Source organism: Coriobacteriia bacterium, assembly GCA_030652115.1.
Lineage (GTDB): Bacteria > Actinomycetota > Coriobacteriia > Anaerosomatales > Anaerosomataceae > UBA6100.
Genome location: JAUSBK010000010.1, coordinates 135,198 through 160,953 on the forward strand (window position 1 = coordinate 135,198; position 25,756 = coordinate 160,953).

The window sequence follows — 25,756 nt, forward strand, 5'->3', positions numbered from 1 at the left end:
GACGGCTGCGGAGGGTACAGCGACTCGGATCAGGTAACGTGGATCAGCGACACGATCTGTGGCTCGCCGAGCTTCGTGCGTCCACCGAGGAAGTCGAGCTCGATGAGGAACGCGAATCCCGCTACCGTCGCGCCCATCTTCTCGGCAAGCACGGCCTTAGCCGCGGCAGTGCCGCCGGTCGCCAGCACGTCGTCTACGATGAGCACCACGTCGCCTTCGGCGAACGCGTCTGTGTGCACCTCGAGCGAGTCCGTGCCGTACTCGAGCGCATAGCTGTACGACGTGGTGTTCCACGGCAGCTTGCCGGGCTTGCGCGCGGGCACGAAGCCGGCGCCCAACTTGTACGCGAGCGCGCCGCCGAAGATGAAGCCGCGGGCCTCGGCGCCCATCACCTTGGTGATCCCGGCGTCTGCGTACGCGTCCGCGATAGTGTCGATGGCGCCACGGAAGCCGTCCGCGCTCGCCAGAAGCGGCGTGATGTCCTTGAAGACGATGCCTTCCGAAGGAAAGTCCGGAATGTCCCTGATGTACTGCTCGAGGTCCACGCGCTCCTCCTATGGTGTTGACGACCGTCCCAGTGTAGCGCAGCGCCGGGCCGCGACATTGCTCACATCATCGCAGCGAGCGCATCCAGCTGACTCCTGGTGCCGAGCACGACCAGCTCGTCTCCCGCACGCAGGACCCGCCCTGAGGACGGGTTGCTGTCCATGACCCCGCCACTGGAGACAGCGAGGATGAAGGCGCCTGTCACGTCTCTCACCCGCGCCTCACCGATGGCACGTCCGGCGAGACTCGACGACTCGCCGATGTTCAGCGCCTCCAGACGGTACTCCAACTCGACGCTGTGGGTCACCGTGTCCAGATAGTCCGAGACTGCCGGGTTCAGCAGGCTGGTGGCCATCCTACGGCCGCCGATGACGTTCGGCGTGATCACGCGGTCTGCGCCCGAGCGCAGGATCTTACTCTCGGAGGCGAGTGATGAGGAACGCGCGACGATGTACAGCCTCGAGTTCATCCCGCGCGCCGTGAGCGCCACGAAGAGGTTGTCCGCATCGGTGTCGAGTGCGGTCACCAGGCCCTTGGCACGCGTGACTCCCGCAGCCTCAAGAACCTCCTCGCTCGTCGCGTCGCCCTGCAGATAGAGCCAGCCGTGCTCCTCGGCATCAGCGATGCACTCTTCGCACTGGTCCACGACGATGAACGGGACGCCCTGCTCACCAAGCGTGCGGCAAACGACGGACCCCACACGACCCATGCCGACGACCACGTAGTGGTCACGGAGCTCCTCGATGCGCTTTGCCATTCGCCGTCCCTCCAGCAGTTCCCTCAGATGGCCTTCGACCATGAAATCGGCGATCGTGCCGATCGAGTACGCGATGCCACCTACACCCGCGAAGATGAGGGCGATCGTGAACCAGTGGCCGGCGGTCGACAGCGGGTGGACTTCGCGAAAGCCGACGGTCGCCACCGTGATGACGGTCATGTACGCGCTGTCGAGCACGCTCCAGCCCTCGATGACCATGTAACCGAGCGTCCCCCCGAGGAGCACGGCGAACAGCAGGAGCGCGGCGGTCTTCGCGCGGCGCATCAGCGGTCCCAGATCTCGTCGTGAAGCGTAGCTACGTAGGGCAGATTGCGCCAAACGCCTTCGAGATCGAGTCCGTAGCCAACCACGAACCGATCCGGGATGGCGAACCCGCGGTACTCGATCGGCAGGTCCATGATCCGGCGAACGTCTTTGTCGAGCAGCGTGCACACGGCAAGGCTCGCCGGCTTGCGGGCACGCATCACGCGTAGGAGGTAGTTGAGTGTGAGGCCCGTATCGATGATGTCCTCGACCATCAGGACGTCTCGGCCCTCGATCGTATCGTCGAGGTCCTTGGTGATCCGGACCGATCCGGCAGCGCCGGGACCGTACGAGGACACCGCCATGAAGTCCACGGTGTGAGGAAGGTCGATTCGCCGACACAGGTCGGCAAGGAAGATGAGACCCCCTTTGAGCACCGTGATGAGGACCAGGTCACGACCCTGATAGTCCGCGGTGATCTGGGCACCCAGGAGCGCGACCTTCTCGGCGATCTCCTCGGGTGTGAGCAGGATCCTGTCGATCCGCGAGTCGGAGACGTGCGCCCTCATGCCTACTGCTCGCCGTCGGTGACCGCGTCCAGCCCGCCACCGTCCGCGTGATCGCGCTCGACCACAGGGATGCCGTACTTGAAGAGCAGCTTTCGGAAGTCCCGCTGGTAGAGAATCCGCACTGAGATCTCGGGGTAGAGTTCCTTGACGCGCCTGACCTTGCGGTTCTTCTTCGTCACGAGCTTCTGGCTCATGGTCGTGAGCTCGATGTACTGGTCGAACTCCGGAAGGTAGAAGTCGGGAGAGAACGATGCAAGTACGTTGCCCTGCTTGTCCCACTCGAGCGGAAACGTCGTGGGCTCGTACTCCCAGGCGATGCGGTAGTAGTCGAGGATCTGCGCCGCCACTCGTTCGCTCGGGTGCGCGAACGCGGTCCTGGCGACCTTGTCCGATAGCGGCAGGTCCTCCGCGATGCTCTCGAGCGGTTCGTCGTGTGCAGCGTCAGTCATCGTGTTCAGGTCAGGTCCTCGAAAAGCCGGCCGACGGCTCGACGGATCATGTGGTCCTTGAGCTCACCGGTCTTTCCCATCAGGTCCACCAGCGTCTCCACCAGCTTCTGACGCGCCTCAGGAGTGCGGTGCCGCATCCCGGGCATGAGGATCTGCTGATAGAACGCAGCCTCGCGCTCGGCGAACGTCTCGTACATGCGCATATGCCTGGGTTCGATGCCGAATCTGCGCAGCTCCCAGCAGGTATGGGCCACCGCGACATCGGGTCCGGAGAGCTCCTCGCCGTGATCGCCCTCCACGAGCGTGACGATGCCGAACGACCCGAGCTCCCTGATGAACGCGGTCGGAAGGCCGAGCATCTCCGGCACCCGCTCGAGCGGGATCGTCTCGGCGTTCTCAAGTGGCAGGGTCATCGCCTCGGCATGATCGACCGCAGGTCGCAGCTCCGGGGGCATCTTCCCGCGGTCGAGGTCCTCGAGCTTCTCGCGGATCACCGCAAGCGGCATGAAGTGCTCCTTCTGGAGCCGAAGAACGAGTTCCAGCCGCTGGACGTCCGTGGGATGGTACTTGCGGTAGCCGCCCGGAGTCCGCTCCGGCGATATCAGGCGCTCATCCTCGAGAAAGCGGACCTTCGAGATCGTCAGGTCCGGATGCGCGGGGAGCAACTTGTCGACGACTTCGCCGATTGTCAGATAGTCACGCACTGTCGGGCTCATCTCACGAGCCTCCCCCACTCATGAAGACCATCTGAAAGCGGCCGATCTGCACGGTGTCGCCGTTCCTCAGGGTCGCATCGGTGACGATCACGTCGTTGACGTACGTCCCGTTGAGCGAGCCGACGTCCTCGAGTCGCACCTCGCCGCCGCTCACGTGGAGGACGGCGTGTACGCGCGACACAGTCACGTCGTTCAGGAAGATGTCGCTCTCCGGGTCGCGGCCGATGGTGATCTTCGGCAGCTCGAGGTAGAAACGCTCGCCGACCTCGACTCCCTTGCGAACGATCAGGACCGGTACCTCGGCAACGCCGATCTCGGACTCGTACGACGCTTCCGAGATCTCGCTCACGACCTCGAAGGAGGCGGTCGCGCCCTCAGCGGTGGCGCCACACTCGGCGCACACGCCGCCCTCGAGCGCTTGGGCGCCGCAGGCGGGGCACTGCTCCATGCTCACCATCTCCTCGCGGGCGTCAGCGATGACACCCGGTTGTCGTCAGCTCAGCAGTCCGAAGTCGCGGGACTTGAACGACTGCGCGATCTGCTCCTCGAGCGCCGTGACAACCTCAGGCGTCTCGAGCACCTTCGCCAGCCGCTCCTCGCTCAGGCGGTTCTTCACGTAGGGGTCGGCCAACGCGTCGGTGAGCTTGCGCCCCGTGTGGACCTCCCGTATCACGTACTCGACCACGCGCTCCTCGACCGCATCCACGGCGAGATCGTTCAGGAACTCGTGGATCTTCTCGGCGACACTCGGCACCCGGGCCTCCTTCTCACAACAGGCTTGCGTCCTGGCGGCCTGTCAGTCGTCCTCATCGTCCTCGTCAGCGGCCACGTCGTACCGCGAAACCCCGTGCAGATCGTTCGCGAGGATCTCAATCAGCCGCTCGATATCGCTGCCGGACACGATGCCCTTGCCGGCATCGCGGTCTTCCTTGAGGCGGCGTACCAACTCGGCGCGCAGGATGTCGATCTTTCCGTGCAGGACACGACGCCGGTAGCTGGTCTTCTGCTCCTCCTCGTAGAGCTCATCGAGCAGCTGGCGCAGTTCGTCGAGCGACCGCTCCCGGAGATTCAGCAGTGCGTCGTCGGTGGCACCTCTGTCGCTCACCGTTCCTCCTCAGCCGATGGGGCGAAAATCGCCCTGTCTCATCAGGCGTTATTGTAGCAGACGCCGACGACACCACGGCTTCAACCTCTACTCGATATCCACCCGCAGGCGTGCACGTTCCACGCTCTCATCCCCTACCCGGATGCCCTCGCGATGTGGAACGCATCGGCCTGCCGTTCGGCTTCCCGCGATTCCGGGGTGCCGAGCGTGCCAAGCGTGAGAGTCGCGTCCAGCCCGCGCCCCAGACCGCGCAGCAAGGCATCGGTGAGATCGACGTCCCCGGGGCGTGCTCCGAGCGCGCCGCTGATGGTATCTGTCTGGCGATCGAGCGCATCAGCGCCCGCTTCGCCGAGGCGGAACACCCGCGCCTCGCGAGCGGCATCGCGCGAGATCACGAAGGAGCCGTGCTGGAGACAGCTTGCACCACTCCAAACCTGCGCGCTTCCCGACAGCTTCGCCGCGCCCAGTGACAGATCGGCGGCGGTCGCATGCAGGTAGCACGCGCCGCTCCCCCGATCTCCCCTCGGCCGCGGTGTGAGGTCCGCCGGCACGCCGATCTCCCGGTACGCCTCCACCAATGCGCCGCACAGCACGCGGTAGCTTGCGCTCACCCCGCGGGGCAGGCCGTCACGTACGCCCGCCACGATCGAGTAGGTGATCTCGTCATCATGGAGCACCCCGCGCCCACCGGTGGGCCGTCGACACACGCCGATGCCCTCGGCCGCGCAGACCCCCATGTCCACGTCACCGACCTTCTGGAAGCGACCGAGCGAGACCGTCGGACGCTCCCAGCGGTACAGACGCAAGGTCGGCGGAACGCTCCCGGACTCGTGCGCGTCCAGCATGGCCCGGTCGACCGCCATGTTCCACGCGCCGTCGCCCGCACCGTCGATGATCAGACGCCACGTGGCAGTCATCTAGGCTTCCGCGTCCTCCGCCGGTCGCCATGCAAGATCGGGCTGCTTGACCGCTGCGGCCTCATCGAGACGGCGAACAGGTGTCGAGTACGGTGCGCCATGCAGGAGATCCGGATCGGCCGCAGCCTCTTCGGCGATGCGCATCAGCACTTCGGCGAATCGGTCGAGTGTCCCCTTGCCCTCGGTCTCGGTCGGCTCGATCATCATGGCTTCGTCCACGATCAGCGGGAAGTAGATCGTCGGCGGATGGAAACCGTAGTCGAGCAGACGCTTCGCGACGTCCAGGGTGCGCACGCCGTACTCCTTGCGCAGAGCGCTGCCCGACAGCACGAACTCATGCTTGCAGATGCGGTCGTACGGCACCGGGAACGCCTCTCGCAGCACTTCTTTGAGGTAGTTGGCCGAAAGAACCGCCTGCTCGGCGACCTCGGTCACGCCGGATCCGCCGAGCGCGCGGATGTAGGCATACGCACGCACGAGCACGCCGACGTTGCCGAGGAACGAACGCACGCGGCCGATGGAGAGCTCGGGCGTGACGAGGCTGAACCCGCCGTCCTCGGCTCGTCCGATCACGGGTCCGGGCAGGAACGGCGCCAGCGCATCGGTGACCGCAACAGGGCCTGCTCCCGGCCCCCCGCCGCCGTGCGGCGTGGCGAACGTCTTGTGGACGTTGATGTGCAGCGCATCAAAGCCCATGTCGCCCGGTCGCGTCTTGCCGAGGATGGCGTTCAAGTTGGCGCCGTCGCAGTACGCGAGCGCACCGACCTCGTGCACGGCCGCGGTGATCGTGAGGATGTTCTCCTCGAATAGGCCGAGGGTGTTCGGGTTCGTGAGCATGATCGCGGCCACGTCGGTGTCGAGTAGTCCACGAAGGGCGGCGAGGTCCACCCCTCCCCGCTCGTCGCTTGGCACCTGCACGACCTCGTAGCCGCACATCGCGACGGTCGCCGGGTTGGTGCCGTGGGCAGAGTCGGGAACCAACACGCGCTTGCGCGGATCACCGTTGGCTGTGTGGTACGCGCGGATCGTCAGGAGTCCTGTCAGCTCACCGTGCGCGCCTGCGGCCGGCTGAAGCGTCACCGCCGGCAGGCCTGCGATCTCGCCGAGCGACTCCTGCAGCGTCCACATGAGCTCGAGGACGCCTTGCACGGTCGACGCGGGCTGATACGGATGGGTGAGAGCGAAGCCGGGCAGCCGGCATGCCCACTCGTCGATCTTCGGGTTGTACTTCATCGTGCAGCTGCCCAGCGGGTAGAACCCGCTGTCCACGCCGAAGTTGGCGCTCGCGAGTCGCTCGTAGTGCCGTGCGATGTCCACTTCGGTGACGTGCGGAAGCGCCGGGAGCACCGTGCGGGCACGGCCACCGAGCGCGCTATCGAGATCCACTGACGGCACGTCGAGCGCAGGCGCCTCAACGCAACGCGATTCGGCCGATCCGCGCTCGAAGATCAGCGTCCCGGTGAGCGGCTCACGCATGGGGGTTGCATCGGTCCCGGTCACAGCGCGCTCACCTCCCCCACGAAACGGTCGAGCTCGGCACGCGTACGCTTCTCGGTCACGGCAAAGAGCACGAGGCCGGCGTCGTCCGGCGAGAAGGCTGCAAGGTCAAGCCCGGCAAAGAAGCCGCGGGCCACGAGCGTGCGCTGCATCTCAGCCACGTCACCGCGGTACTGCAGCGCGAACTCGTAACCGAACGGCGCCGCGAACGCGCGCTCGAAACGGCCCGTGCTCACGAGCGCGGCCTCAAGGTAGTGCGCCTTGGCGACGCACGCTTCGGCAATCCCCCGGAGACCCTCACGCCCGACCGCCGAAAGGTAGACGCCTGCCGCCAGCGCGTTGAGCGCATGGTTGGAGCAGATGTTGGAGGTCGCCTTCTCGCGACGGATGTGCTGCTCGCGCGTGGAGAACGTGAGCACGAAACCGGTCTTGCCGTCCACGTCGGTCGTGCGACCGGCGACGCGTCCGGGCATCTGCCGCAGGTGCGCCTGCCTACACGTGAAGACGCCGAGTCCCGGCCCGCCGTACGACATCGGACTGCCGAGCGGCTGCCCCTCGGCGACGACGATGTCGGCACCATAGGTCGCTGGGGGCTCCATGACGCCGAGCAGTATCGGATTGGTGCCGACGACCAGCAGTGCCCCGGCCTCGTGCGCCAGCTCGCCCAGGGCGCCGAGGTCGTCGAGCGTCCCGTAGAACGTCGGCGAGGCGACCATGATCGCCGCGACGTCGTCGGCCAACTCGGCGGCAAGCGCCTCGACATCCGCCAGACCGTCCGCGCCGGCGACCTCGGTCACGGTCACGGTGCCCGCTTCGACGTACGTGGCGAGCGTCTGCCGCCACTCGGGATGCACCGACTGCGACACCAAGACGCGCTGCCGCTTGGTCACCCGGCACGCCATGAGCGCCGCCTCGGCGAAGGCCGTCGCGCCGTCATACATCGATGCGTTCGCGACCTCCATGCCGGTGAGCTGGCAGATCATCGACTGATACTCATAGATGGCCTGCAGGGTGCCCTGGCTCACCTCCGGCTGGTACGGCGTGTACGCCGTGAAGAACGCCGGCTTGCTGATGACTGCATCGACGACCGCCGGCACGTAGTGGTCGTAGCATCCGCCGCCCAGGAAGGACACCACATCGCTTGCGTCGGTATTCGCCTTTGCCAGCGACATCAGATGTGCCGAGAGCTCGACCTCGCCCATCGGCTCGGGCAATGCGAGAGGACGCGCGAGCCGCGCGTCCTCGGGCACATCGGCGAACAGGTCATCGACCGAACCGACACCCACGCGTGCGAGCATGTGCGCCTGGTCTTCGCAGGTCACCGGGATGAAGCGCATAGGTCAGGCTTCTTCTGCGAGGAACGCCTCGTAGCCGTCGGCATCCATCATGCCGTCGACCTCGGCGGGGTCGGACAGCATGACTTTGATCATCCAACCGTCGCCGTAGGGCTCGGCGTTCACGGTCTCGGGCGCGTCGTCGAGCGCGTCGTTGACCTCGACGATCTCACCGGACACGGGCGAATAGAGCTCGGAGACCGACTTCACGGACTCCACCTCGCCGAAGGTGTCACCAGCGTTGATCGGGTCGCCGGCCTTTGGCAGATCCACGTACACGACCTCGCCGAGCTGGTCCTGCGCGAAATGCGAGATGCCGATCGTTGCCACGTCACCGTCGATGCGCACCCACTCGTGCTCGCGGTCGTACTTCAGGTCCTTGGGATACATGGGACTCTCATGCTCCTTCGCAGCCGGGCGCTTACGACCGGGTGGCCGAAAGCGACGTGTCCTTCACGAACGGCGGGCGCGTGACGACCGCCGGAACCACCTTGCGCCTAACCTCGATCGTAAGCTCCGTTCCCTCGGCAGCAAGCGCCACCGGCACGTAGGCGGTCGCGATGCCGTGACCGAGGGTCGGCGAGAACGTGCCGCTTGCCACCTTACCGACCGCGTCACTGCCGTGCAACACGGTGTAGCCGTGCCGTGGCACACCCTCGGAGACCGTGAGCCCGACCAGTTTGTTCTCCGGGCCGGCCTCGCGCACCCGGGCGATCGCCTCGGCCCCGATGAAGCCTGTCTTGGCCTTCGGCACGACCCAGCCCAGACCCGCCGAGACGGGATCGACCCCGCGGTCCATGTCGCTGCCGTAGAGCGGATAGCCCATCTCCAACCGCAGCGTGTCTCTCGCGCCCAGGCCACACGGCGTCACCTCGGGGAAGCTGAGCAGCATCCGCCACACGGCGACAGCCTGGGCCTCGTGGCAGAACAGCTCGACACCGTCCTCGCCGGTGTACCCGGTTCGCGCCGCCAGTACGCCGATGCCACCGAGCGTCGCTTCGGCGAGTTCGAAACGCTGGGGCGCGACCCACCCCTCCTCGGCGAGCTCACGCACGACCGAGAGTGCGTGCGGCCCCTGCACCGCGATGAGCGCCGTCCGGTCGCTCTCGTCTACCGCCTCGACACCGTCGGGAAGGTGCGACGTGATCCAGTCCCAGTCGGTCTCGCGATTCGACGCGTTGGCGACGATGAGGTACTCGGCATCCCCCGAGTGATAGACGATGAGATCGTCGATGATGCCTCCGTCGTCGTCGCACATCATCGTATACAAAGCGCTCCCCACCTCGTCGATCTTGTCGAGGTCGTTGGTGATGATCCGCTGGAGCGCCGGCTTCGCACCCGTGCCGAAGAACCGAAACTCCCCCATGTGCGAAACGTCGAAGATGCCAACATCGCTGCGGACGGCGTTGTGCTCCTCGATGATGCCGGCGTACTGCACGGGCATCTGCCAGCCCGCGAAGTCGACCATGCGGGCGCCGAGCGCGACGTGTTCCTCGTACAACGGTGTCTGGCGAGTGCCCTCCGTCATGTACGCTCCTCTCACAGCACGGGAACAGCGGAGGCCTGCAGGTCCCCGCCGAACACCCTGCGCCACAATCGTGTGAACCAGATGCCGGCCGCATCCCAGGCGTCCGGTGCTGGAACATCGCCCGCCGCCACGATCGGCACCTGCGCGAGCAGTCGCTCCCCTTGAACCACCGTCAGCGTCCCGAGGCGCTGACCGGCAACGACCGGAGCCTCGACCTCGCCGATCATGTCAACGCGGCTGACGACCTCTCCGTCGAGGTCGAAGACCGACACCACCGCGTCCTCGGCCACCTTGGCGGTGACCGTGCGATCGAGGTAGTCGGTCACCGGCACGAGTCCAGCTGTCGTCTCCTTCGCAGCCACCTGAGTCTCAGCGTAGTGCGCGAAACCCCAGTCGAGAAGCGTGCGCGCCTGCTCGAACCGGGCGTCCTCGGACGACGTCCCGAGCACCACTGCGATGAACGAGACGCTCCCTCGTTGTGCCGAGGCGACGAGGCAGTAGCCAGCGTCGCTCGTCCATCCCGTCTTGACGCCTGTGGCTCCTTCGTATGTTCCCAGTAGCTTGTTCGAGCTTTCGAACGTGGTGGTGCGCCCACCCGCCGTCACGTTGACACGCAGCATGTTCACGATCGCCGCGAAGCGCGGATCGGCCATCGCAACGGTAGTGAGCGTGGCGAGATCCGCCGCCGACGTGTGGTGGCCGTCTTCATCGAGACCGTGGGGATTCGTGAACGCCGTCTCCGACAGACCCAGTGCGACAGCCTTCTCGTTCATGAGCGCCACGAAGGCGTCCTCGTCACCGGCCACATGCTCGGCGAGCGCTAACGCAGCGTCATTGCCCGAGCGCACCAGCATCGCCTCGAGTAGCTGCTGCACGGTGTAGCTCTCCCCGGCAACGAGACCCGCTTCGGCCTCCCCCACCCCGGCGGCACCTCCCGTCACCGTGACCCGTTCGGTCAGCTCGGTCCGGTCCAGAACCACCAGCGCGGTCATGATCTTCGTCGTGGAGGCCATAGCGCGCTCTGCGCCTGCGTCGCGGTCCCACAGCGTCCGCCCGTCAGCGGTGCGAAGAACACCCGCAGGCATAGATACCGCGGGCACAGCAGCGGCCAGCGCAGGATCGGCGTCGATCGACACCCCGCCCACCGATTCGGCGGCCGAAGCCCCCATTGAGCCTGCTCCGAGACACGCGCAGACGAGACAAAACGCTATCATGAACCAGAGCACACGAGCGGATGGTTCGGGGGCACGGTACACGTGCGACTCCTTCTCGTACGCGATCGGTGGGGGCATCGTGATTGTACGGTTTCGCGGTCTGACACGCACGCGCGGCGTCTGCTGTGCCAGACGCATGCTCAACTCCAACGGTATGAATGCCGACACTGTGCCTAGGACGCCGGGCACGGAGGCATCACTGACGTCCTCACGACTGTAGGAGAGACAGATGACTCGACGCGCGACCGCACTACGATGCGATCAGGGGTTCACTCTGCTCGAGGTCATCTTCGTCGTGCTCATCATGTCCATCCTCCTCGGCATCGCCATCGCGACGTTCGTAGCCTCGACCGGTGCTGCCAATGCGGCTGCATGCAGAAGCAACCAGGACGCTCTCAACCAGGCCGTGACGATCGCCGCCAGTACCGGCGAGCCCGCCGATGAGCTTGCCGACCTTGAGCCATACATCAAGAACTTCGACGACAAGACCACCTGTCCCGAGGACAGGACCCCACTAGAATTCGATGCCATAACAGGCATCATCTCATGCCCCAACCACCGGTAGTGACCAGCGCGCCAGGCCAAAGGAGGCCGTACGTGAAGTACTCGCACTTCGAGGCACTCGCCCTCGTCCTGGGAACCGGCGCGATCATCGCGAGCATCTTCATAGCTCCGACTGTCGCCCCACAGGCAGCGGAGATCACCGCGCAACTCCTGCTCATACTCGTACTGGCGGGCGCACTCCACTGGGGACGCAACGGCGGATTCCTCGCAACGCTCGTGGCGATAGCGGTCTACGTGGCGATGCGCGTGCCACTGCTGCAGGACCAGGGCCTCTCGAACGATGTCCTCACCCTTCTTGCGACGCGCTCCGTCACCTACGCGATCGTGGGTGTCGTCGGCGGCGAGCTCTCCGCACGCATCAAGTACCTTTTCGCGAGGCTCGAGAACGACAGCCTCATCGACCCCCAAACGGGCGTCTACAGCGCCCGCTATGCGGCTGACGCGATCATCTCGGGCGTCGGGCAGTGGGAGCGCTACAAGACCGAGTACTCGGTCGTGACCATCAACCTTGCCCAGGGCGTATTCGCGGCCCTCAAGGCGAAGGACGTCAGACACCTCATGCGCCAGGTCGCGGGATATGTGCGCAACGACATCCGCATGGTCGACGATCTTGCCGCCGGTGCGACCGGGACATTCTACGTGCTGCTGCCCCGCACTGACGGCGTCGGCGCCGTGGTCGTGGCCGAACGACTCGCGTCAGGCGTGCGAGGTCTCTTTGACGCACGAGATGAGCCTGTCACAGTCACAATGCTCAGCGCGTCCAGTGGTGCGCCAGAGCTCAAGAAGCTTGCCGACGCGCTGAATCCAGCTGCAGCCGAGATCACGCCTCTCGACGTCACCGGTGACCGCCGCCGTCAGACCGATCCGAGTCAGGACCCGGTGGCGTAGATCTCGTCCTCGTTCAGGACGCGCATACCAGCACGGCGCAGCGCCTCGGTGACCGCGGCGACATCCTCGACGCGAAACACATCGATCGCCGAGTTACCGTTCGGCTCCACGAAGCAGTAGGCGTACTCCACGTTGGCGCCGACGCCACCGATCACCTCAAGGACGTCCGCGAGACCACCGGGCCGGTCGGGCACCTCCACCGCAATCACGTTCCCGACGCTCACGCTGAAGCCCGCAGCCTCGAGCGCGCGACGCGCAGTGTCCGGACGGTCGCAGATGATGCGCACGATGCCGAACTCGGCCGTGTCGGCCACCATGAGGGCCCGCATGTTCACACCCGAATCGCCGAGGGCCCGTGTGAGCCCCGCCAGTCTGCCGGGGCTGTTCTCCAGGAACACCGTCAGCTGCATAACCATCGGCTACTCACTCCCCTCGTTGCGCAGGTCGACAACGCGCTTGGCCTTGCCTTCCGAACGCTGGATCGACTTCGGTTCGACAAGCTTCACGGCGAGGTTCACTGCAAGCGATGATGCGATCTCGGCGGCGACTCGATTGCGCAGCCGCTCGAGCGTCTTCACCTCGTCGAACGACACATCGTGCCCGACCTCGACGTGAACCTCAACGTGGTCCATGCTCCCACGCTTCGAGAGCACGACCTGGTAGTGCGGCGCGACACCGGGAATGCCGACGAGCACCTGCTCGATCTGGCTCGGGTAGACGTTAACGCCCCGGATGATGAGCATGTCGTCCGTTCGGCCGGTGATCCGCTCCATGCGGCGGAAGGTGCGCCCGCAGGCACACTCGCCGGTGACGATGCGGGAGATGTCCCGCGTGCGATAGCGCACGAGAGGTATCCCCTGCTTGGTGATCGTGGTGAAGACGACCTCGCCCTGCTCGCCATCCGGCACCGGGCGCAGCGTTTCAGGGTCAAGGATCTCGATGATGAAGTGGTCCTCGTTCACGTGCAGTCCGTGCTGCTCGGTGCACTCGGCCGCCACACCGGGACCCATGACCTCGGACAGGCCGTAGATGTCGATGGCCTTGAGACCGAGAATCTCCTCGATCTGCGTCCGCATGCTCTCGCTCCACGGCTCCGCCCCGAATATCCCAGCCCTAATAGGCAGCTCCCGGATGTCGATCCCCATCTCAGTGGCGGTCTCGCCGATCAGCAGCGCGTAGCTCGGCGTGCACGCCAGGATGGTGGTGCCGAAGTCCTTCAGCACCTGCACCTGTCGCTTCGTGTTGCCGCCTGAGATCGGGATGGCCGTCGCGCCGAGACGCTCGGCCCCGTAGTGCGCCCCGAGACCGCCCGTGAAGAGCCCGTACCCGTAGGCGATCTGCACAATGTCGTCGGCCGTGCCGCCGGCCGATGCGATCGTGCGCGCCATGAGGTCCGCCCAGTTGCTGATGTCTGCGGCCGTGTAGCCGACGACCGTGATCTGCCCGGTCGTTCCCGAAGACGAGTGCACCCGGACGATCTCGCTCTGCGGGACGGCGAACATGCCGTACGGATACGCCTGGCGCAGGTCGTCCTTCACCGTGAAGGGCAGATCTGCCAGACCCTCGAGGCCGCTCACGACCGGTGCGACGCCCGCTTGGTCGAACTTCGCGCGATACGTCGGCACGTTGGCATACACGCGCGCAAGCAGCGCATTGAGACGCTCGAGCTGCAAGGCCTCAAGATCCGGCCGCGCCATCGACTCCAACTCAGGCTGGAACACGAGAACTCTCCCCTCCCCACGCGCCGGTCCTCCCGACGCGACTGCTACGGCGACGTCGTTGTCGGCGTTGACGATCCGGCCGCCCCCGTGCCGACACGAACGACCTCCTCCTCTGCACGATAGACCGACTTGAAGGAGTCGGTGCGGATCTCCACACCGTTCTTCTTCACGTGCCGGACGACGACGATCGTGCGCCCGGCTACGCCCTTCTCAGCCACGACGCGGCTCCCCGCTGGGAGCGTCGGATCCGGGACCTCCTTGATCGGAGGGTTGACGATGTTCGTCCAGGCGCCCGTGTCGTACGTCACCTCGTAGCCCGAGCTGGTGCCGTACAGGGAGATCGTAACGGTTGAGTTCGTGTAGCCGGTCGCCACCAGGATCCAGTTGTCGGTGTCGTTCTTGAACTTGAAGTCCGGCCCACCCCACGAAACCGACGCGTCACGCCCCGTCGGGTAATGGCTGATGTACAGGGAGTGGTTCTTGCGCTCCACGACCGGAAGCCCCGAGAAGAACACGGTGTTGAAGATCGTCGTGCCCACCTGGCAGATGCCGCCGCCGAGCTGCGGGACCAACTCGCCGTTGACGATGGCGTTGGCCTCCTGATAGCCCTGCTCGGCGGTGCGTTCCCCGATCGTCTCGTTGAAGCTGAAGGTGCCGCCGGGTGGGACAAGCGTCCCGTCGAGGGCGTCAGCCAAGGTGTGGATGTTGTTGACACGCGGCTTGTTGGATGAGGCGTAATCCGTCGTGAACGTCGAAAGGCGCTCCACGATGCCCATGCTCTGGGCCTCGGCGGTGGTGATCTCGGGCTCCACGCGGTGCATCGTGAGCTCGGCGCGGCGCTCGCCGTCGCCTGTGAGCACGGAGGTGAGCCGAACCGCAAGGTCGTCCGCATCGGCCGCAAGGCCGTCTTCGGCCGGGATGATCGTGACCACGCCGTTCGATACGCTGAAACCGGCGTCATGACCGGGCTTGCCGACCTCGGCGACCATGGGAAGCACCGTCGCCGAAACATCCTCGGACACCACGTACGCCTCGATCATCGGAGGATTTGCGCCATCGAGTCTGCGGAAGCCGATCCACCCGCCGATGGTCTCCGGCGCGACCTCCCACACCTTCTCAGCGTAGTAGAGCGTCACGGGCGCCGAGACCATCTTGAGGGCATCCTGATACGCCTGCTCGGCGCCCTCGGCATCGATCTCGGGCGCGATCGGGCCGAGCTCGAGCGAAAGCGTCCGCTCGCTTGCGAGGAATGCGTCAAGGAGCCGTTCCCGTGCATCCGTGAAATCCACACCGATCCCGTCGGCGGGCTCGACGCGAGTGACCGAGGCGCCCTCGACCGTCACGCCCGCGTTCACCGCAGGCGTCGCGATCTCGGCGTTCATCGTGTCGATCAGCGCGCGGAGCGCCTCGTCGTCGCAGCTGAGCTCCATGGGAACGGTCACGCCGCCGAACACCGCGCGAACCCGTTCGACGAACGCGGGAGCAACATCGCCCCTGCCTACCGCATAGGCGTCGCCAGCAAGCCCCGTCGCGTCGACCGAGAGTGCAACGGTCTCAGCCACGACTTCCCACGTCGCGCCCCCGGCGGTGACCGCCACGGGTAGGGACGCTCGCTCGGACACGTACGCCGCGATAGCAGCAGTCGCCTCGTCGCGGCGCTGACCGCCGACCGCCAGCTCGCCGACGTACACCCCGGGGTGAATCCGTCCTGCCGAAGCGATCGCGTCGGCAGCGGCACCGATCACGACAACGGCAGCCAGTACAGAGACGGCGATGATCGCGATACGTGCCGGTAGCGGCAAGCGCGCGAGCCACCCGGGCATCCGCAGGCGGAAACGCGGCTGACGCGCTGTGCGTCGCGCGATTCGCGTCGTGCTCGTTTCGCTGGTCGGTTCGTTGGTCATCGGGCGCTTCCGCTTCGGGGCTCTGCCTGCAGTCCTGACAGTGGCGTTGAGCAGCAAGAAACCGGCCACTCACGAGCAGCGATGATACCGCAGCCCGAGGTCTTCCGTCACTTTGCGTTGCCCGGCCGTCACACCGCTACCCGTGTGCGATCGCCTCGTGGACGGCTTCTACATAGCGCGCCAGCGTTGCATCGGCCTGCTCCGGTGTGCTGCCCTCGGCATGCACGTAGACGACCGCCTCCGTGGCGTGCGGCAAGACGAGCGCCCAACCGTCGTCGGTCGGGACCCGCACTCCTTCCACGACCGAGCCGACCTCGCCCAGCATCGCCATCGTGCGCATCACCGCCCCCTTGCGATCGAAGGGACAGAAGACGCTCTCTTGACGCAGATTGAACGGCGGCAGCCCGGCCACCACCTCATCGAGCGTGGTCTGCTGCGAATCGAGCATACGCAGCAGCATGCCGAAGGACATCATCGCGTCGTAGGCGGCAAGGAAGTGCGGGAACACGAAGCCGCCTCGGCGAGAGCCCGCGAAGCCGATGCTTGGATTGAGGGCCGCCGTTGACAGCGCCCGACGCGAGGTGCCGGTTCGGCGCACGCCGCGCCCACATGCAGTCGCAATGGCCTCGACCGCGCTCGACGCAGTCACCGGCACGGCGACGTCGCCTCCAATGTCCTCCGGAACCTCCGAGTCGCACCACAGCGCCACCATCGCGTGAAGTGCGGTGTCGTGGTCGAGGATGGCACCGCTTCCGGTCACCAGCGTGACCCGCTCGGCGGTGGAGTCGATCGAGATGCCGAAGTCCGCCTGGAACACGTCGACCGAGTTCGCAAGCTGACCGATCTGGCTGTCCCGCTCGTCCGGCGCGACACGAGCATGCTCCGAGTCCACATATGCACGCATCGTGATGAGCTCTACCCCCCAGTTTCCCGCCGCCGACGGCAGCACGAACGAGGCCGGGCTCATCCCAAGATCGGCCACCACCTTGAACCGGCGTGTCCGGACATCGGAGCCGTTGAGCGCGGCGCTCAACCCGCTGAGGTAGTACTCGAGCGCCCGAGCCGGATAGATGATCTCACCCACATCCTCGAAGAAGGCCCGGCGAAACTCCTGCCGAAAGTAGAGCCGCTCCACCTTCTTCTCGACACCGGTGGAGATATCGATCCCGTACTCGTCGTAGAAGTGGAGCTCGACTGACTGCGGATCGTTGTCGGCCGCGCACACGTGGATTCCGCCGACGGCCCTCGTGTCTCTGGTCGTGAAGCGCGTGATCGCCGGCGAGGCCACCCGCAGGTCGCGCGCGTGACAGCCGGTCGAGTTGAGGCCCGCGACCATCGCGCGCTTCATCATGCGCGCCGCCCGGCTCGAGTCGCGGCTGATCACCACGTGTCCCCGGCTGGGCAGAAGCGTCCCATACGACTGTGCGACTCGCAGCGCAAGCTCGGGGGTGACGTCGATGTTCACGAGCCCGGAGATGCCGTCAGCACCGAACAGCGCACGCACACCGCGAGACTCCCAGATGAGCGAGGAGGTCACCATCGCGCCGGCGTCGATGCGCTTGAACGGGTACACCTGGACGTCATTGCCCACGGACGCTCCATGTCCGACGACACTCTCATCGCCGATGACCGCCCCGTTGCCGACACGCGCACCCGCACGGATGTCGACGCTTCGGCACAACACCGCGCCCTTGACCTGCGAGTGCTTGCCGACGAACGCGTCGTTCCACACGATGGTGTGGTCCGTCTCGGCATCGTTTCCGATCAGGCAGTTGTCGCCGATCACCGTGTATGAACCGAGCTTCGCGCCTGCCCGGACCGTCGTGTTCGCGCCGATGACGACCTTCGGCGAGATCTGGACCGACGGATCGATGTCCGCCCCGGGTCCCACCCAGACGTCGTCCTTCGTCCTGGCGCCCGGCACGTAGATCATCGCCTTGCCGTCGAGGATGTCGCGGTGAACCTCCACGTAGCCTTCCAGGCTGCCAACGTCGGCCCAGTAGCCGTCCACGATGCAACCGTAGAGTTCGTGGCCGTTCTTCATGAGCAGCGGGAAGAGCTCGGAGGAGAAGTCGAACGGCTTGCCCTCCGGGATGTAGTCGAAGACCAGCGGCTCGACCACGTAGATGCCGGTGTTGATGGTGTCGCTGAAGACCTGCCCCCACGAGGGCTTCTCCAGGAAACGCTCGATCTTGCCGTTGTCGTCAGTGATGACCACGCCGAACTCGAGCGGGTTGGGAACACGCTTGAGCGCGATCGTCACCGCACCGCCGTGCGCCTTGTGGAAGTCGATGACCTCGGTGAGATTGATGTCGGTGAGCGCGTCACCCGAGATCACGATGAACGTCTCCGTGAGCGCCTCGGCGGCGTTCTTCACCGACCCCGCCGTGCCCAGCGGGGTCTCCTCGATCGCGTAGCTGATGTCGATTCCCCACTCATCGCCATCGCCGAAGTAGTCCTCGATCACCTGCGGCATGAACGCGAGCGTCGCAACGACCTCGTTGATCCCGTGATGCTGCACCAGGCCGAGGATGTGCTCCATCACCGGCTGATTCACGATGGGGACCATGGGCTTCGGACGCATGCTCGTGAGCGGACGAAGGCGCGTGCCTTCCCCACCGGCCATCACAACAGCCTTCACGCCGATCTACCCCCGTCCGGCTGCGATCGCTGCATCCCGAGCTCGGAGCGCGATCACGGTGTACTGAACTGCCGCCGACAGCGACAGGGCGATGCCTACGTAGACGAACCACATACCGAGCGCCGCGGGCTCTGCCCCGAGCCCGGGAAGCCATGATGACTCGATCAGTCGGGCGCCCCCCACTTCGGGCCACCCGGCGATAAGCGAGCTGAAGCCGGTGAACAGCACCGCCGTAGTGAGCTTCCCGATGCGGGTAACCGGCAGGATGATGTGGTAGTGCTCCAGCACGTACGCGCCGTACAACAGATACACGTCCCGAAGCACGAGCACGATAGGCACCCACAGCGGGAGCACGTCGATCAGGTACAGACCCAACACGCCCGACGCCAGCAGGAGGCGATCGACCAGCGGATCGACGATCTTGCCGAACTGCGTGACCGTATTGGTCCGGCGCGCTATCTGGCCGTCGATCCAGTCGGTCGAGGCCGCGATCGCGTAAATGAAGAAGGCCGTCAGGCGTCCACGCTCGCCGTCGGCATCCACAAGCACTGTGAAGAAGAACGGGACGAGCAGCAGGCGCATGATAGTGATGAGGTTCGCCACCGAGTAGACCGTGTGGTGGACCTCCTCGACGACTGGCTGGGCATCAAGATCCTCTACCACCACTCTCTCCTCCTGAAGAAGAAGACCATCCAGACAGAGATGACGATCATCGAACCGATGATGGCCGAAAACGACCAGCCCGCCTCCGAGGGCGGCCACATCCCCTTGAGCACGTTCATCCCGTATATGCCCGAGATGAGGGTAAGGGGCATGAAGATCGTCGACACCACGGTGAGTTGCTTCATGATGCCGTTCATGCGATTGCTCTGCACCGATAGGTAGATGTCCATGGTGCCGTTCGCCACGTCTCGGTACGTATCGATCTGGTCGGCCAGCCGCGCGAGATGGTCACCCACGTCCTGGAAGTACATGTACGCATCCGGTTCGACGAACGCCTCGAGCCTGGCAAGCCCCCGGACTACGTCGCGTTCGGGGCTCACGATCTTGTGCAGCCGGATGAGACCGCGCTTTGCGGCGTACAGACGCTGTAGGTACTGGGGACGTCCGTCGGTCAACATGAGGTCCTCGAGCTGCTCGAGCTCATCAGAGAGCTCCTCGACCACAGGGAAGACCTCGTCCACCGCCGAATCGAGGATCGCGTGCAGCGTCCACTCGGCGCCACGGGCAAGGTGCGCGTCTGCATGCTGCAGGATGCGATCGAGCGCCGGAACATCGGCACTGTGGATGGTGACGAGGTGCTCCTCGCCGAGGAAGACGTCCAATTCGTGCGACTGCACGCCATCCCCTTTGACCATCTGCGGCAACAGCCAGATGAGGAACGTCTGCTCGTGGTACGTGTCGATCTTGGGACGCTGTGGGAAGTGGAGGCAGTCCTCCATCGCGAGCGTCGGCAGTGGGAATCGAGCACTCACCGCTTTGAGAGCAGCCTCGTCGGGTTCGCTCACGTCGACCCACACAGGGCCGACGAAATCGGCCGGAATCGAGTCTAGACCGTCCGAACGCAAGACGCCCTCGGCGATCCAACGAGCCGTGATCCTGGCCACTACCCCTCCCCCTGCCGACTAATGTGCCGTCAGCCACCAGCATAACGCTTCCGCAGTCCGGAGCGTCAGTTGCCGATGACGGTGCTCGAGGCCTTTGCTTTGAGGAACTCGTCGTACGTCTTGGTGAACGTCTGCGAGCCGTCGGCGCCGGTGAGCACGTAGTAGTAGTAGTCAGTGTCAGCCGGCGCAGCGGCTGCTGTAAGCGCCGCAAGCCCGGGGTTCGATATGGGGCCGACGGGCAGACCGTCGTGGAGGTACGTATTGTACGGGCTGTCCTCGTCGAGATCGTCGTTCGTGAGCGACGTGGTGCCAGCCGGCAGCGTGTAGAGCACCGTCGCGCACAGCTGAAGGCGCATCGGCTTGGCAAGGCGGTTGTAGATCACCGAGGAGACAAGCGGGAACTCCTCGGCCAGCTGCGCCTCCCGCTCAAGGATCGAGGCGATGGTGACGACATCGCCGAGGTCGAGGCCGCGCGACTGCGCGTAGCCGAGGTCGATGCCTGTCATCTGGCGATCGAAGTGATCGAGCATCATCTCGACGACATCCCGCGCGGTGACGCCCGGCTTCACCGTGTACGTCGCCGGGAAGAGAAAGCCCTCGAGCGACCCGCCGTGCGCACCCTCAAGGTACGGATGCTCCGCAGCGAACTCGGGAGCGCCTGTCGTCACGAGCGCGAGCAGCTCGTCGGCGGGCACGCCCGCCTGAGCGGCGAATCGCTCGGCCACCTGCCGGGCTGTGAAGCCCTCTGGGATGGTCACGTCGATGGTGACGATCGGCGGTCCGGCAGAGAGCCGCTCGAGCACGAGGTCGTACGGCATGCCGGTCGCCAGATCGTACTCCCCGGGCTTCAGGCTGCCGTCGAGACCGCTCTCGCGTGCCTGGTAGCGGAACATGAGCGCGCTGTCGACGACGCCCGCGGCAGCCAGCATGTCCGCGATCTCGGCGGTGGTGGCTCCCTGCTCGACGACCACGTGGACCGGCTGACCGGCGGCGACCTCGGTCTCGGGGTGGTAGAGCAGGTAACGGCCGACGGCCACGCCTGCCACCGCAAGCAGCGCGATGACGACAAGCACCCCGAGCACCACTTGGCCCCACACGCGCCGACCTCCGGAGCCCACAGCACTGGCGCGCTTGGGCGCACCGTGGCGTCCGCGGGATGAAGCCGGTTGCCGACCGCCGCTGCTGACCGACGAACGCCGTGACTGCCCCCGCGCGTGCCGCGCACTTCGCGACGGACGCTCGGGCATGGTGGTCCCGTCGCTTACCTCGGGTACGGCGGAATGCGACCCGACTCGCCGCTCAACGTCTCCGGATGCACGCGTGCGCGTTGAGGCACGGCCGCTGCTGCGCGACCCCGCCCGGTCAGATTCGTTGCTTCGTGCTGCTGAAGACGTCCGTCGCGTCGCTCGCCGACGATCGTCACCTGCGCTGCGCTCTCGCGCCATCTGCCGCCTTCCGGAGCATTGTCAGCGAAAAGTGTAGCAGCGATGGGACTGCTGACAAACGGCGAGAGAGTGGCCGATGCCCGAGCGCCGCCATGCCGCGTTCTCTTGTGCACCGCCCGCGACGTGCGCGCTCAGGCCGCGCGGAGTCTCCCCGCTGGATCCCAGACCCGCTCGGCGGCGACCAGGAATGCGTCGAGGATGAGCGCGAGACCCGCGACGAGCACCGCCCCCTCAAGGGTCACAGCCGGATCGAGGTTCACGAGTCCGTTGATGATGGGCGCACCCAGTCCGCCGGCGTTGGCGACGGCTCCGATCGTGGCGGTCGCCACGTTCACGATCACCGAGATCCGCACGCCCGCCATGATGAGCGGGGCGGCGAGCGGCAACTCGACTCTCAGCAGGCGCTGCGCGGGGCGCATCCCCATTCCGTCCGCGCTCTCGATCACCTCGGACGACAGGCCTGTGAGGCCGGCCACCGTATTGCGGAGCACCGGCAGCACGCCATACAGCGTGAGCGCGAGCACGGTCGGCTCGAGGCCGAAGCCCAGCAGCGGCACCGCCAGGGTGAATACCGCGACCGGCGGAAACGTCTGTCCCAGGTTGGTGAGATCGGTGACCACGTCGAAGTAGTCCGCCCCGGCGGGGCGTGTCACGAAGACGCCCATGCCCAGCCCGATGAGTACCGAAAGCGCACTCGAGATGCCGACGAGTCGCACGTGCTGCCAGACGAGCTCGAGCGGCGTGGCGTCGGGGTAGAGCACGCGCGTCTCGCCCGGGAACAGCGCGCCGAGGACACCCGCAAGTACGGCGGGCGCAGCGGCGATGGCCAGGTAGAGCGTCAGGCCGAGCACGGGCGCGATGAAGGGCTTGAATCGCGTCATCCGAGGGGCCGCCGGAAGCGCTCGACGATCGTTTCCAGGCTCACGCTGCCGATCGGCTTGCCGGAGTCGTCGATCACGGCGATCGCGGGCACGCCGTGCTCGAGGATCCGGGCGAGCGCCTCCCGCATCGACGCCGACGCGCGAACCGCGCACGCTGACCCGCACGAAGAATCCACCGGGCCGAGCGCCTCGGTCACCGGCGCGAGCGAGAGTCGCTTCAAGGCGCGCTCGGCGCCTACGAAACCACCGACGAAGTCGTCGACCGGATATGCGAGCACCCTCTCGGGTGTGTCACGCTGGACGATCCTCCCCTCCCGCATCACCACGATCCAGTCAGCAAGCCGGACCGCCTCGTCCATATCGTGCGTCACAAACAGAACGGTCTTGCGCAGCGCACGTTGGATGCGGAGGAACTCCGACTGAAGTCGCTCGCGCGTGAGTGGATCGACCGCGCCGAACGGCTCGTCCATCAGGAGCACCGGCGGGTCAGCCGCAAGCGCTCGAGCTACGCCCACCCGTTGCGCCTCCCCGCCCGAGAGCTCCGAGGGGTACTTGCACGCGTAGGCATCCGCATCGAGCCCCATCAAGCCGAGGAGCTCGCGCACACGCGCGCTGATACGCGGACGATCCCATTTCAGCAGCTGCGGCACGGTGCTGATGTTCTGCTCCACCGTCCAGTGCGGGAACAGTCCCACGCCCTGGATGGCGTAGCCGATGTGGCGACGCAGGTCCTCCGAGGGAAGCTCGCCGATGTCACGTCCATCGAGGAGGACGGTTCCACTGTCAGGCTCGACCAGACGGTTCACCATCCGAAGCGTCGTCGACTTACCGCATCCGCTCGGTCCGATGAGCGCAGTCACCAGGCCTTCGGGCACCTCGAGCGTCACGTCGCTCACGGCCTCTCCTGCCGCGCCCGGGTAGCGCTTGCTCACGTGCTCCAGCCGGATCATCGGTCGCACGTCCCTTCGGCGGAGGTCCGGGCCGGCAGAAGCAACCGCTGTGCGGCGCGCAGAGCGCCGTCCGCCAGGAGCGCCATCGCCACGATCGCGAGTGACGCGAGCATGATCAGGTCGCTCGCCTGCTGCGACAGGCCGCCAAAGACGAAGAGCCCGAGCGTGCCTGCGGCAACGAAGGCGCCGAGCGTCGCGTTCCCGACGGTCTGCACGGTCGACGTCCGTACACCGCCGAGGAGCGCAGGCATCGCGAGCGGGATCCGCACCCTGCGCATCACCTGCCACTCGGTCATGCCCATCCCGAGCGCGGCGTCCACCGTCGCAGGCGGAACGCCCTCGAGACCGGCGTAGGTGTTGCGCACGACCGCGAGCAGTGCGTACAGCGTGAGTGCGAGGATCACGGGCGCCCATCCCAGGCCGCCCACGCCGAGGCGCTCGAACAGCGCCACGTTCGCACCCAGCCACGAGAGCGGGGCGAAGAGCAGACCGACCATCGCCAGGCCGGGAATCGTCTGGAAGACGCTCACGACCGCGAACACGGGGCGCTTGAGAGGCGGGCGCCGGAACGCGAGCACACCGAGCGAGACGCCCGCAACGATCGCGATCGCCATCGATACCGCCGCGAAGAGCACATGCGCTCCCACCTCGGCCCAGAAGCGCTCGCTCTGGCTGGCGTACTCCTTGAGCATGCCGAGGTTCGCAAGCGTGCCGCTCGCGAGCAACACGACGATGCCCACTGGCGCGAGCGCGCCGAGCACCGCGGCGAGTGCGCGCCGATCCGCCAGCTCCCGACGCGATGCCAGCACGACCATGTACCCCGCGATCATGCACGCCCAGGCACCCATGCCGATCGAGACACGCGCGAACTCCGGGCCATCGGCCAGCAGTCGCTCGGCGGCCACCGCCGATAGCATCAGCGTGCCGAGGGGCGCAACGGCGCCGAGCAACCCGCGAGCGGCCGATGCCGCCTCTCGCCGGTCGTTGCCGAGCGAGAGCACCACGAGCGCGACCCATACCGCCGCGATCGCTCCCAGCCACCATGGCCCGAGGGATGCAAGTGCCGAGAGGTCATCGCCGGTCTGGATGCGGCTCGAGCGGAACGTGGCGAATGGAAGCGCGACGAGCGACACCAGCCCGAGGACAGCGCCGGTCATCCCGACGGCGTGCACGCCCGGTCTGCGCGCGGAACGCACCTCCGTGTTTGCTGCGCGCGACGGCATTGCGTCCTACTCGATTAAGCCGCCCGCGATGAGGAAGTCGCGTGCCACTTCGTCGGCATCCTCACCGTTCACCTGGATGCGCGCGTTCAGCTCCTGCAACTTCTCCATCGTGAGCGATGCCATCACGGGCTCCAGCAGGCCGGCGATCTCGGGGTACCGCTCCATGATCTCGCCGGTGGCGATAGGCGTGGGCCAGTAGACCAGCTGCGCCCCGCGGTCGTCTTCCAGTACGACGAGGCCGAAGTCCGCAAGCGCACCGTCGGTCCCGTACGCCATGCCGAAGTTAACGCCGTCGGTCCCATCGGCCACCGCCTTCTCAGTCGCTGCGGTGTTGCCCCCGGCCAAACGCACCTGCTGGTCGGCCGTGAGCGTGTAGCCATACACCCGCTCGAACTCGGGGTTCGCGTCGAGGTTCGTGAAGAACTCGTCGCTGGCAGCGACCTTCGTGGTCTTGCCGGCTTTCACGTATTCCGTGAAGTCCGACATCGTCTCGAGCCCCTGCTCTTCGGCGAAGTCCTCACGTACGGCGATCGCCCAGGTGTTGTTCGCGCGTGCCGGCTCGAGCCAGACGATGCCGTGCTCTGCGAGGTCGAGTGACGCGACCAGCTCGTAGCCGGCCTCGCCGTCCTTGAACGCCGTCTTCTCGTCATCGCTGAGCGTGTCGCCGTAGAACCAGAACCCGCTGCCCGTGTACTCAGGGTAGATATCGATCTCCCCCGCGATGAGCGCCTTGCGCACGACCTCGGTCGCGCCGGTCTGACTCTTGTCCTGGACCTCGAATCCGTTCTCCTCAAGCGTCACCTTCACGATCGAGGAGATGAGCTCTCCTTCGGTGTCGATCTTCGACCCGATGACGACCGGGCCCTTGAGCTCTTCGGCGTCAGTCCCGTCTTCGGAGGAGGCGCATCCGCTGAGCGCGCCGAACAGCAGCGCTGCAGCGAGCATCACCGCCAGGGTCTTCCCGTGCTTTCGCATGTCGTACCTCCCTCGACTGTGGTGCACTAAGCTTCTGAAACAGCTGTCGGAGCGTCTGCAG

The 25,756-nt window shown here is 66.1% G+C and carries 27 protein-coding genes; 2 read left to right on the forward strand and 25 right to left on the reverse strand.

Translation table 11 applies throughout. The annotated features are described in order from the left end of the window. Nucleotides 1-29: 29 nt before the first annotated feature. The 14 genes from Q7W51_08605 to Q7W51_08670 all read right to left on the reverse strand — a co-directional run bounded on the left by Q7W51_08605 (nt 30) and on the right by Q7W51_08670 (nt 10,851). Nucleotides 30-545: an adenine phosphoribosyltransferase gene (locus Q7W51_08605; GenBank protein ID MDO8848429.1), complete on the reverse strand. Its 516-nt coding sequence runs from the start codon at nt 543-545 to the stop codon at nt 30-32. A 62-nt stretch (nt 546-607) separates the two neighbouring features. Continuing rightward, nucleotides 608-1,588 (reverse strand): potassium channel protein, encoded by a 981-nt coding sequence (locus Q7W51_08610; GenBank protein ID MDO8848430.1) that lies wholly within the window; start codon nt 1,586-1,588, stop codon nt 608-610. Beyond that, nucleotides 1,588-2,136, reverse strand: a complete 549-nt coding sequence (gene hpt, locus Q7W51_08615; protein ID MDO8848431.1) for a hypoxanthine phosphoribosyltransferase — start codon at nt 2,134-2,136, stop codon at nt 1,588-1,590. The genes Q7W51_08610 and hpt overlap by 1 nt, the downstream gene beginning before the upstream one ends. A 2-nt stretch (nt 2,137-2,138) precedes the next feature. Next, nucleotides 2,139-2,585 (reverse strand): hypothetical protein, encoded by a 447-nt coding sequence (locus tag Q7W51_08620; GenBank protein ID MDO8848432.1) that lies wholly within the window; start codon nt 2,583-2,585, stop codon nt 2,139-2,141. 5 nt (nt 2,586-2,590) lie between these two features. After that, a complete protein-coding gene (locus Q7W51_08625; protein ID MDO8848433.1) occupies nt 2,591-3,301 on the reverse strand; it encodes a MerR family transcriptional regulator in 711 nt (236 codons plus the stop codon). A gap of 1 nt (nt 3,302) precedes the next feature. Continuing rightward, nucleotides 3,303-3,749 carry an FHA domain-containing protein gene (locus Q7W51_08630; GenBank protein MDO8848434.1) on the reverse strand — a complete coding sequence of 149 codons (447 nt, stop codon included), beginning with the start codon at nt 3,747-3,749 and terminating at the stop codon, nt 3,303-3,305. Nucleotides 3,750-3,794: 45 nt separating this feature from the next. Next, nucleotides 3,795-4,055 (reverse strand): hypothetical protein, encoded by a 261-nt coding sequence (locus Q7W51_08635; protein ID MDO8848435.1) that lies wholly within the window; start codon nt 4,053-4,055, stop codon nt 3,795-3,797. A gap of 42 nt (nt 4,056-4,097) precedes the next feature. Next, on the reverse strand, nt 4,098-4,406 hold the full coding sequence (locus Q7W51_08640) for a hypothetical protein (GenBank protein MDO8848436.1): 309 nt from the start codon (nt 4,404-4,406) through the stop codon (nt 4,098-4,100). 134 nt (nt 4,407-4,540) lie between these two features. Next, nucleotides 4,541-5,323: a lipoate--protein ligase family protein gene (locus tag Q7W51_08645; GenBank protein ID MDO8848437.1), complete on the reverse strand. Its 783-nt coding sequence runs from the start codon at nt 5,321-5,323 to the stop codon at nt 4,541-4,543. Continuing rightward, a complete protein-coding gene (gcvPB, locus tag Q7W51_08650) occupies nt 5,324-6,799 on the reverse strand; it encodes an aminomethyl-transferring glycine dehydrogenase subunit GcvPB (protein MDO8848438.1) in 1,476 nt (491 codons plus the stop codon). It abuts the gene before it with no gap. A gap of 20 nt (nt 6,800-6,819) precedes the next feature. Next, a complete protein-coding gene (gene gcvPA / locus Q7W51_08655; protein ID MDO8848439.1) occupies nt 6,820-8,157 on the reverse strand; it encodes an aminomethyl-transferring glycine dehydrogenase subunit GcvPA in 1,338 nt (445 codons plus the stop codon). Between the two features lie 3 nt (nt 8,158-8,160). Continuing rightward, entirely contained in the window at nt 8,161-8,544 is a 384-nt protein-coding gene (gene gcvH / locus Q7W51_08660) for a glycine cleavage system protein GcvH (protein MDO8848440.1), read from the reverse strand. Nucleotides 8,545-8,575: 31 nt separating this feature from the next. After that, nucleotides 8,576-9,682: a glycine cleavage system aminomethyltransferase GcvT gene (gcvT, locus tag Q7W51_08665; protein ID MDO8848441.1), complete on the reverse strand. Its 1,107-nt coding sequence runs from the start codon at nt 9,680-9,682 to the stop codon at nt 8,576-8,578. A gap of 11 nt (nt 9,683-9,693) precedes the next feature. After that, nucleotides 9,694-10,851: a D-alanyl-D-alanine carboxypeptidase family protein gene (locus Q7W51_08670; protein MDO8848442.1), complete on the reverse strand. Its 1,158-nt coding sequence runs from the start codon at nt 10,849-10,851 to the stop codon at nt 9,694-9,696. A 274-nt stretch (nt 10,852-11,125) separates the two neighbouring features. Between Q7W51_08670 and Q7W51_08675 the strand changes: the two genes are divergently transcribed. Together Q7W51_08675 and Q7W51_08680 are read left to right on the forward strand one after the other, a co-directional pair. After that, nucleotides 11,126-11,461, forward strand: a complete 336-nt coding sequence (locus Q7W51_08675) for a prepilin-type N-terminal cleavage/methylation domain-containing protein (GenBank protein ID MDO8848443.1) — start codon at nt 11,126-11,128, stop codon at nt 11,459-11,461. Between the two features lie 32 nt (nt 11,462-11,493). Beyond that, nucleotides 11,494-12,348 carry a hypothetical protein gene (locus Q7W51_08680; protein ID MDO8848444.1) on the forward strand — a complete coding sequence of 285 codons (855 nt, stop codon included), beginning with the start codon at nt 11,494-11,496 and terminating at the stop codon, nt 12,346-12,348. Here the strand turns inward: Q7W51_08680 and Q7W51_08685 are convergent. The 11 genes from Q7W51_08685 to Q7W51_08735 form a co-directional block, all read right to left on the reverse strand. Then, nucleotides 12,330-12,764 carry an ACT domain-containing protein gene (locus tag Q7W51_08685; GenBank protein ID MDO8848445.1) on the reverse strand — a complete coding sequence of 145 codons (435 nt, stop codon included), beginning with the start codon at nt 12,762-12,764 and terminating at the stop codon, nt 12,330-12,332. The genes Q7W51_08680 and Q7W51_08685 overlap by 19 nt on opposite strands. A 3-nt stretch (nt 12,765-12,767) precedes the next feature. Beyond that, nucleotides 12,768-14,045: a phenylacetate--CoA ligase gene (locus Q7W51_08690; protein ID MDO8848446.1), complete on the reverse strand. Its 1,278-nt coding sequence runs from the start codon at nt 14,043-14,045 to the stop codon at nt 12,768-12,770. A 68-nt stretch (nt 14,046-14,113) separates the two neighbouring features. After that, nucleotides 14,114-15,973, reverse strand: coding sequence for a VanW family protein (locus Q7W51_08695; protein MDO8848447.1), 1,860 nt, complete (start codon nt 15,971-15,973; stop codon nt 14,114-14,116). Between the two features lie 136 nt (nt 15,974-16,109). Beyond that, nucleotides 16,110-18,599 carry a sugar phosphate nucleotidyltransferase gene (locus Q7W51_08700; protein MDO8848448.1) on the reverse strand — a complete coding sequence of 830 codons (2,490 nt, stop codon included), beginning with the start codon at nt 18,597-18,599 and terminating at the stop codon, nt 16,110-16,112. 21 nt (nt 18,600-18,620) lie between these two features. Next, nucleotides 18,621-19,277, reverse strand: a complete 657-nt coding sequence (locus Q7W51_08705; GenBank protein MDO8848449.1) for a CDP-alcohol phosphatidyltransferase family protein — start codon at nt 19,275-19,277, stop codon at nt 18,621-18,623. Then, nucleotides 19,271-20,221, reverse strand: coding sequence for a magnesium/cobalt transporter CorA (gene corA, locus Q7W51_08710; GenBank protein MDO8848450.1), 951 nt, complete (start codon nt 20,219-20,221; stop codon nt 19,271-19,273). The genes Q7W51_08705 and corA overlap by 7 nt, the downstream gene beginning before the upstream one ends. A 65-nt stretch (nt 20,222-20,286) precedes the next feature. Further along, nucleotides 20,287-21,318: an endolytic transglycosylase MltG gene (mltG, locus tag Q7W51_08715; protein MDO8848451.1), complete on the reverse strand. Its 1,032-nt coding sequence runs from the start codon at nt 21,316-21,318 to the stop codon at nt 20,287-20,289. A 479-nt stretch (nt 21,319-21,797) separates the two neighbouring features. After that, on the reverse strand, nt 21,798-22,547 hold the full coding sequence (locus Q7W51_08720; GenBank protein ID MDO8848452.1) for an ABC transporter permease: 750 nt from the start codon (nt 22,545-22,547) through the stop codon (nt 21,798-21,800). Beyond that, nucleotides 22,544-23,497 (reverse strand): ABC transporter ATP-binding protein, encoded by a 954-nt coding sequence (locus Q7W51_08725; protein ID MDO8848453.1) that lies wholly within the window; start codon nt 23,495-23,497, stop codon nt 22,544-22,546. Before Q7W51_08725 ends, Q7W51_08720 begins: the two co-directional genes overlap by 4 nt. Beyond that, the gene (locus tag Q7W51_08730; protein ID MDO8848454.1) at nt 23,494-24,720 is read right to left on the reverse strand and encodes an ABC transporter permease; all 1,227 of its coding nucleotides are present in this window, start codon (nt 24,718-24,720) and stop codon (nt 23,494-23,496) included. The genes Q7W51_08725 and Q7W51_08730 overlap by 4 nt, the downstream gene beginning before the upstream one ends. Before the next feature lie 6 nt (nt 24,721-24,726). Beyond that, the gene (locus tag Q7W51_08735; protein ID MDO8848455.1) at nt 24,727-25,695 is read right to left on the reverse strand and encodes a glycine betaine ABC transporter substrate-binding protein; all 969 of its coding nucleotides are present in this window, start codon (nt 25,693-25,695) and stop codon (nt 24,727-24,729) included. Nucleotides 25,696-25,756 lie beyond the last annotated feature (61 nt).

Bases quoted from the DNA above. Each gene is read 5' to 3' on its own strand.
- gcvH (MDO8848440.1), bottom strand. From the start codon at position 8,544: ATGTATCCCAAGGACCTGAAGTACGACCGCGAGCACGAGTGGGTGCGC.
- Q7W51_08720 (MDO8848452.1), bottom strand. From the start codon at position 22,547: ATGACGCGATTCAAGCCCTTCATCGCGCCCGTGCTCGGCCTGACGCTC.
- Q7W51_08620 (MDO8848432.1), bottom strand. From the start codon at position 2,585: ATGACTGACGCTGCACACGACGAACCGCTCGAGAGCATCGCGGAGGAC.
- Q7W51_08625 (MDO8848433.1), bottom strand. From the start codon at position 3,301: ATGAGCCCGACAGTGCGTGACTATCTGACAATCGGCGAAGTCGTCGAC.
- Q7W51_08670 (MDO8848442.1), bottom strand. From the start codon at position 10,851: ATGGGGGCTTCGGCCGCCGAATCGGTGGGCGGGGTGTCGATCGACGCC.
- Q7W51_08645 (MDO8848437.1), bottom strand. From the start codon at position 5,323: ATGACTGCCACGTGGCGTCTGATCATCGACGGTGCGGGCGACGGCGCG.
- gcvT (MDO8848441.1), bottom strand. From the start codon at position 9,682: ATGACGGAGGGCACTCGCCAGACACCGTTGTACGAGGAACACGTCGCG.
- Q7W51_08685 (MDO8848445.1), bottom strand. From the start codon at position 12,764: ATGGTTATGCAGCTGACGGTGTTCCTGGAGAACAGCCCCGGCAGACTG.
- hpt (MDO8848431.1), bottom strand. From the start codon at position 2,136: ATGAGGGCGCACGTCTCCGACTCGCGGATCGACAGGATCCTGCTCACA.
- Q7W51_08630 (MDO8848434.1), bottom strand. From the start codon at position 3,749: ATGGAGCAGTGCCCCGCCTGCGGCGCCCAAGCGCTCGAGGGCGGCGTG.
- gcvPA (MDO8848439.1), bottom strand. From the start codon at position 8,157: ATGCGCTTCATCCCGGTGACCTGCGAAGACCAGGCGCACATGCTCGCA.
- Q7W51_08725 (MDO8848453.1), bottom strand. From the start codon at position 23,497: ATGATCCGGCTGGAGCACGTGAGCAAGCGCTACCCGGGCGCGGCAGGA.
- Q7W51_08610 (MDO8848430.1), bottom strand. From the start codon at position 1,588: ATGCGCCGCGCGAAGACCGCCGCGCTCCTGCTGTTCGCCGTGCTCCTC.
- Q7W51_08695 (MDO8848447.1), bottom strand. From the start codon at position 15,973: ATGACCAACGAACCGACCAGCGAAACGAGCACGACGCGAATCGCGCGA.
- Q7W51_08700 (MDO8848448.1), bottom strand. From the start codon at position 18,599: ATGGCCGGTGGGGAAGGCACGCGCCTTCGTCCGCTCACGAGCATGCGT.
- Q7W51_08690 (MDO8848446.1), bottom strand. From the start codon at position 14,045: ATGGCGCGGCCGGATCTTGAGGCCTTGCAGCTCGAGCGTCTCAATGCG.
- Q7W51_08730 (MDO8848454.1), bottom strand. From the start codon at position 24,720: ATGCCGTCGCGCGCAGCAAACACGGAGGTGCGTTCCGCGCGCAGACCG.
- gcvPB (MDO8848438.1), bottom strand. From the start codon at position 6,799: ATGCGTGAGCCGCTCACCGGGACGCTGATCTTCGAGCGCGGATCGGCC.
- Q7W51_08735 (MDO8848455.1), bottom strand. From the start codon at position 25,695: ATGCGAAAGCACGGGAAGACCCTGGCGGTGATGCTCGCTGCAGCGCTG.
- Q7W51_08675 (MDO8848443.1), top strand. From the start codon at position 11,126: ATGACTCGACGCGCGACCGCACTACGATGCGATCAGGGGTTCACTCTG.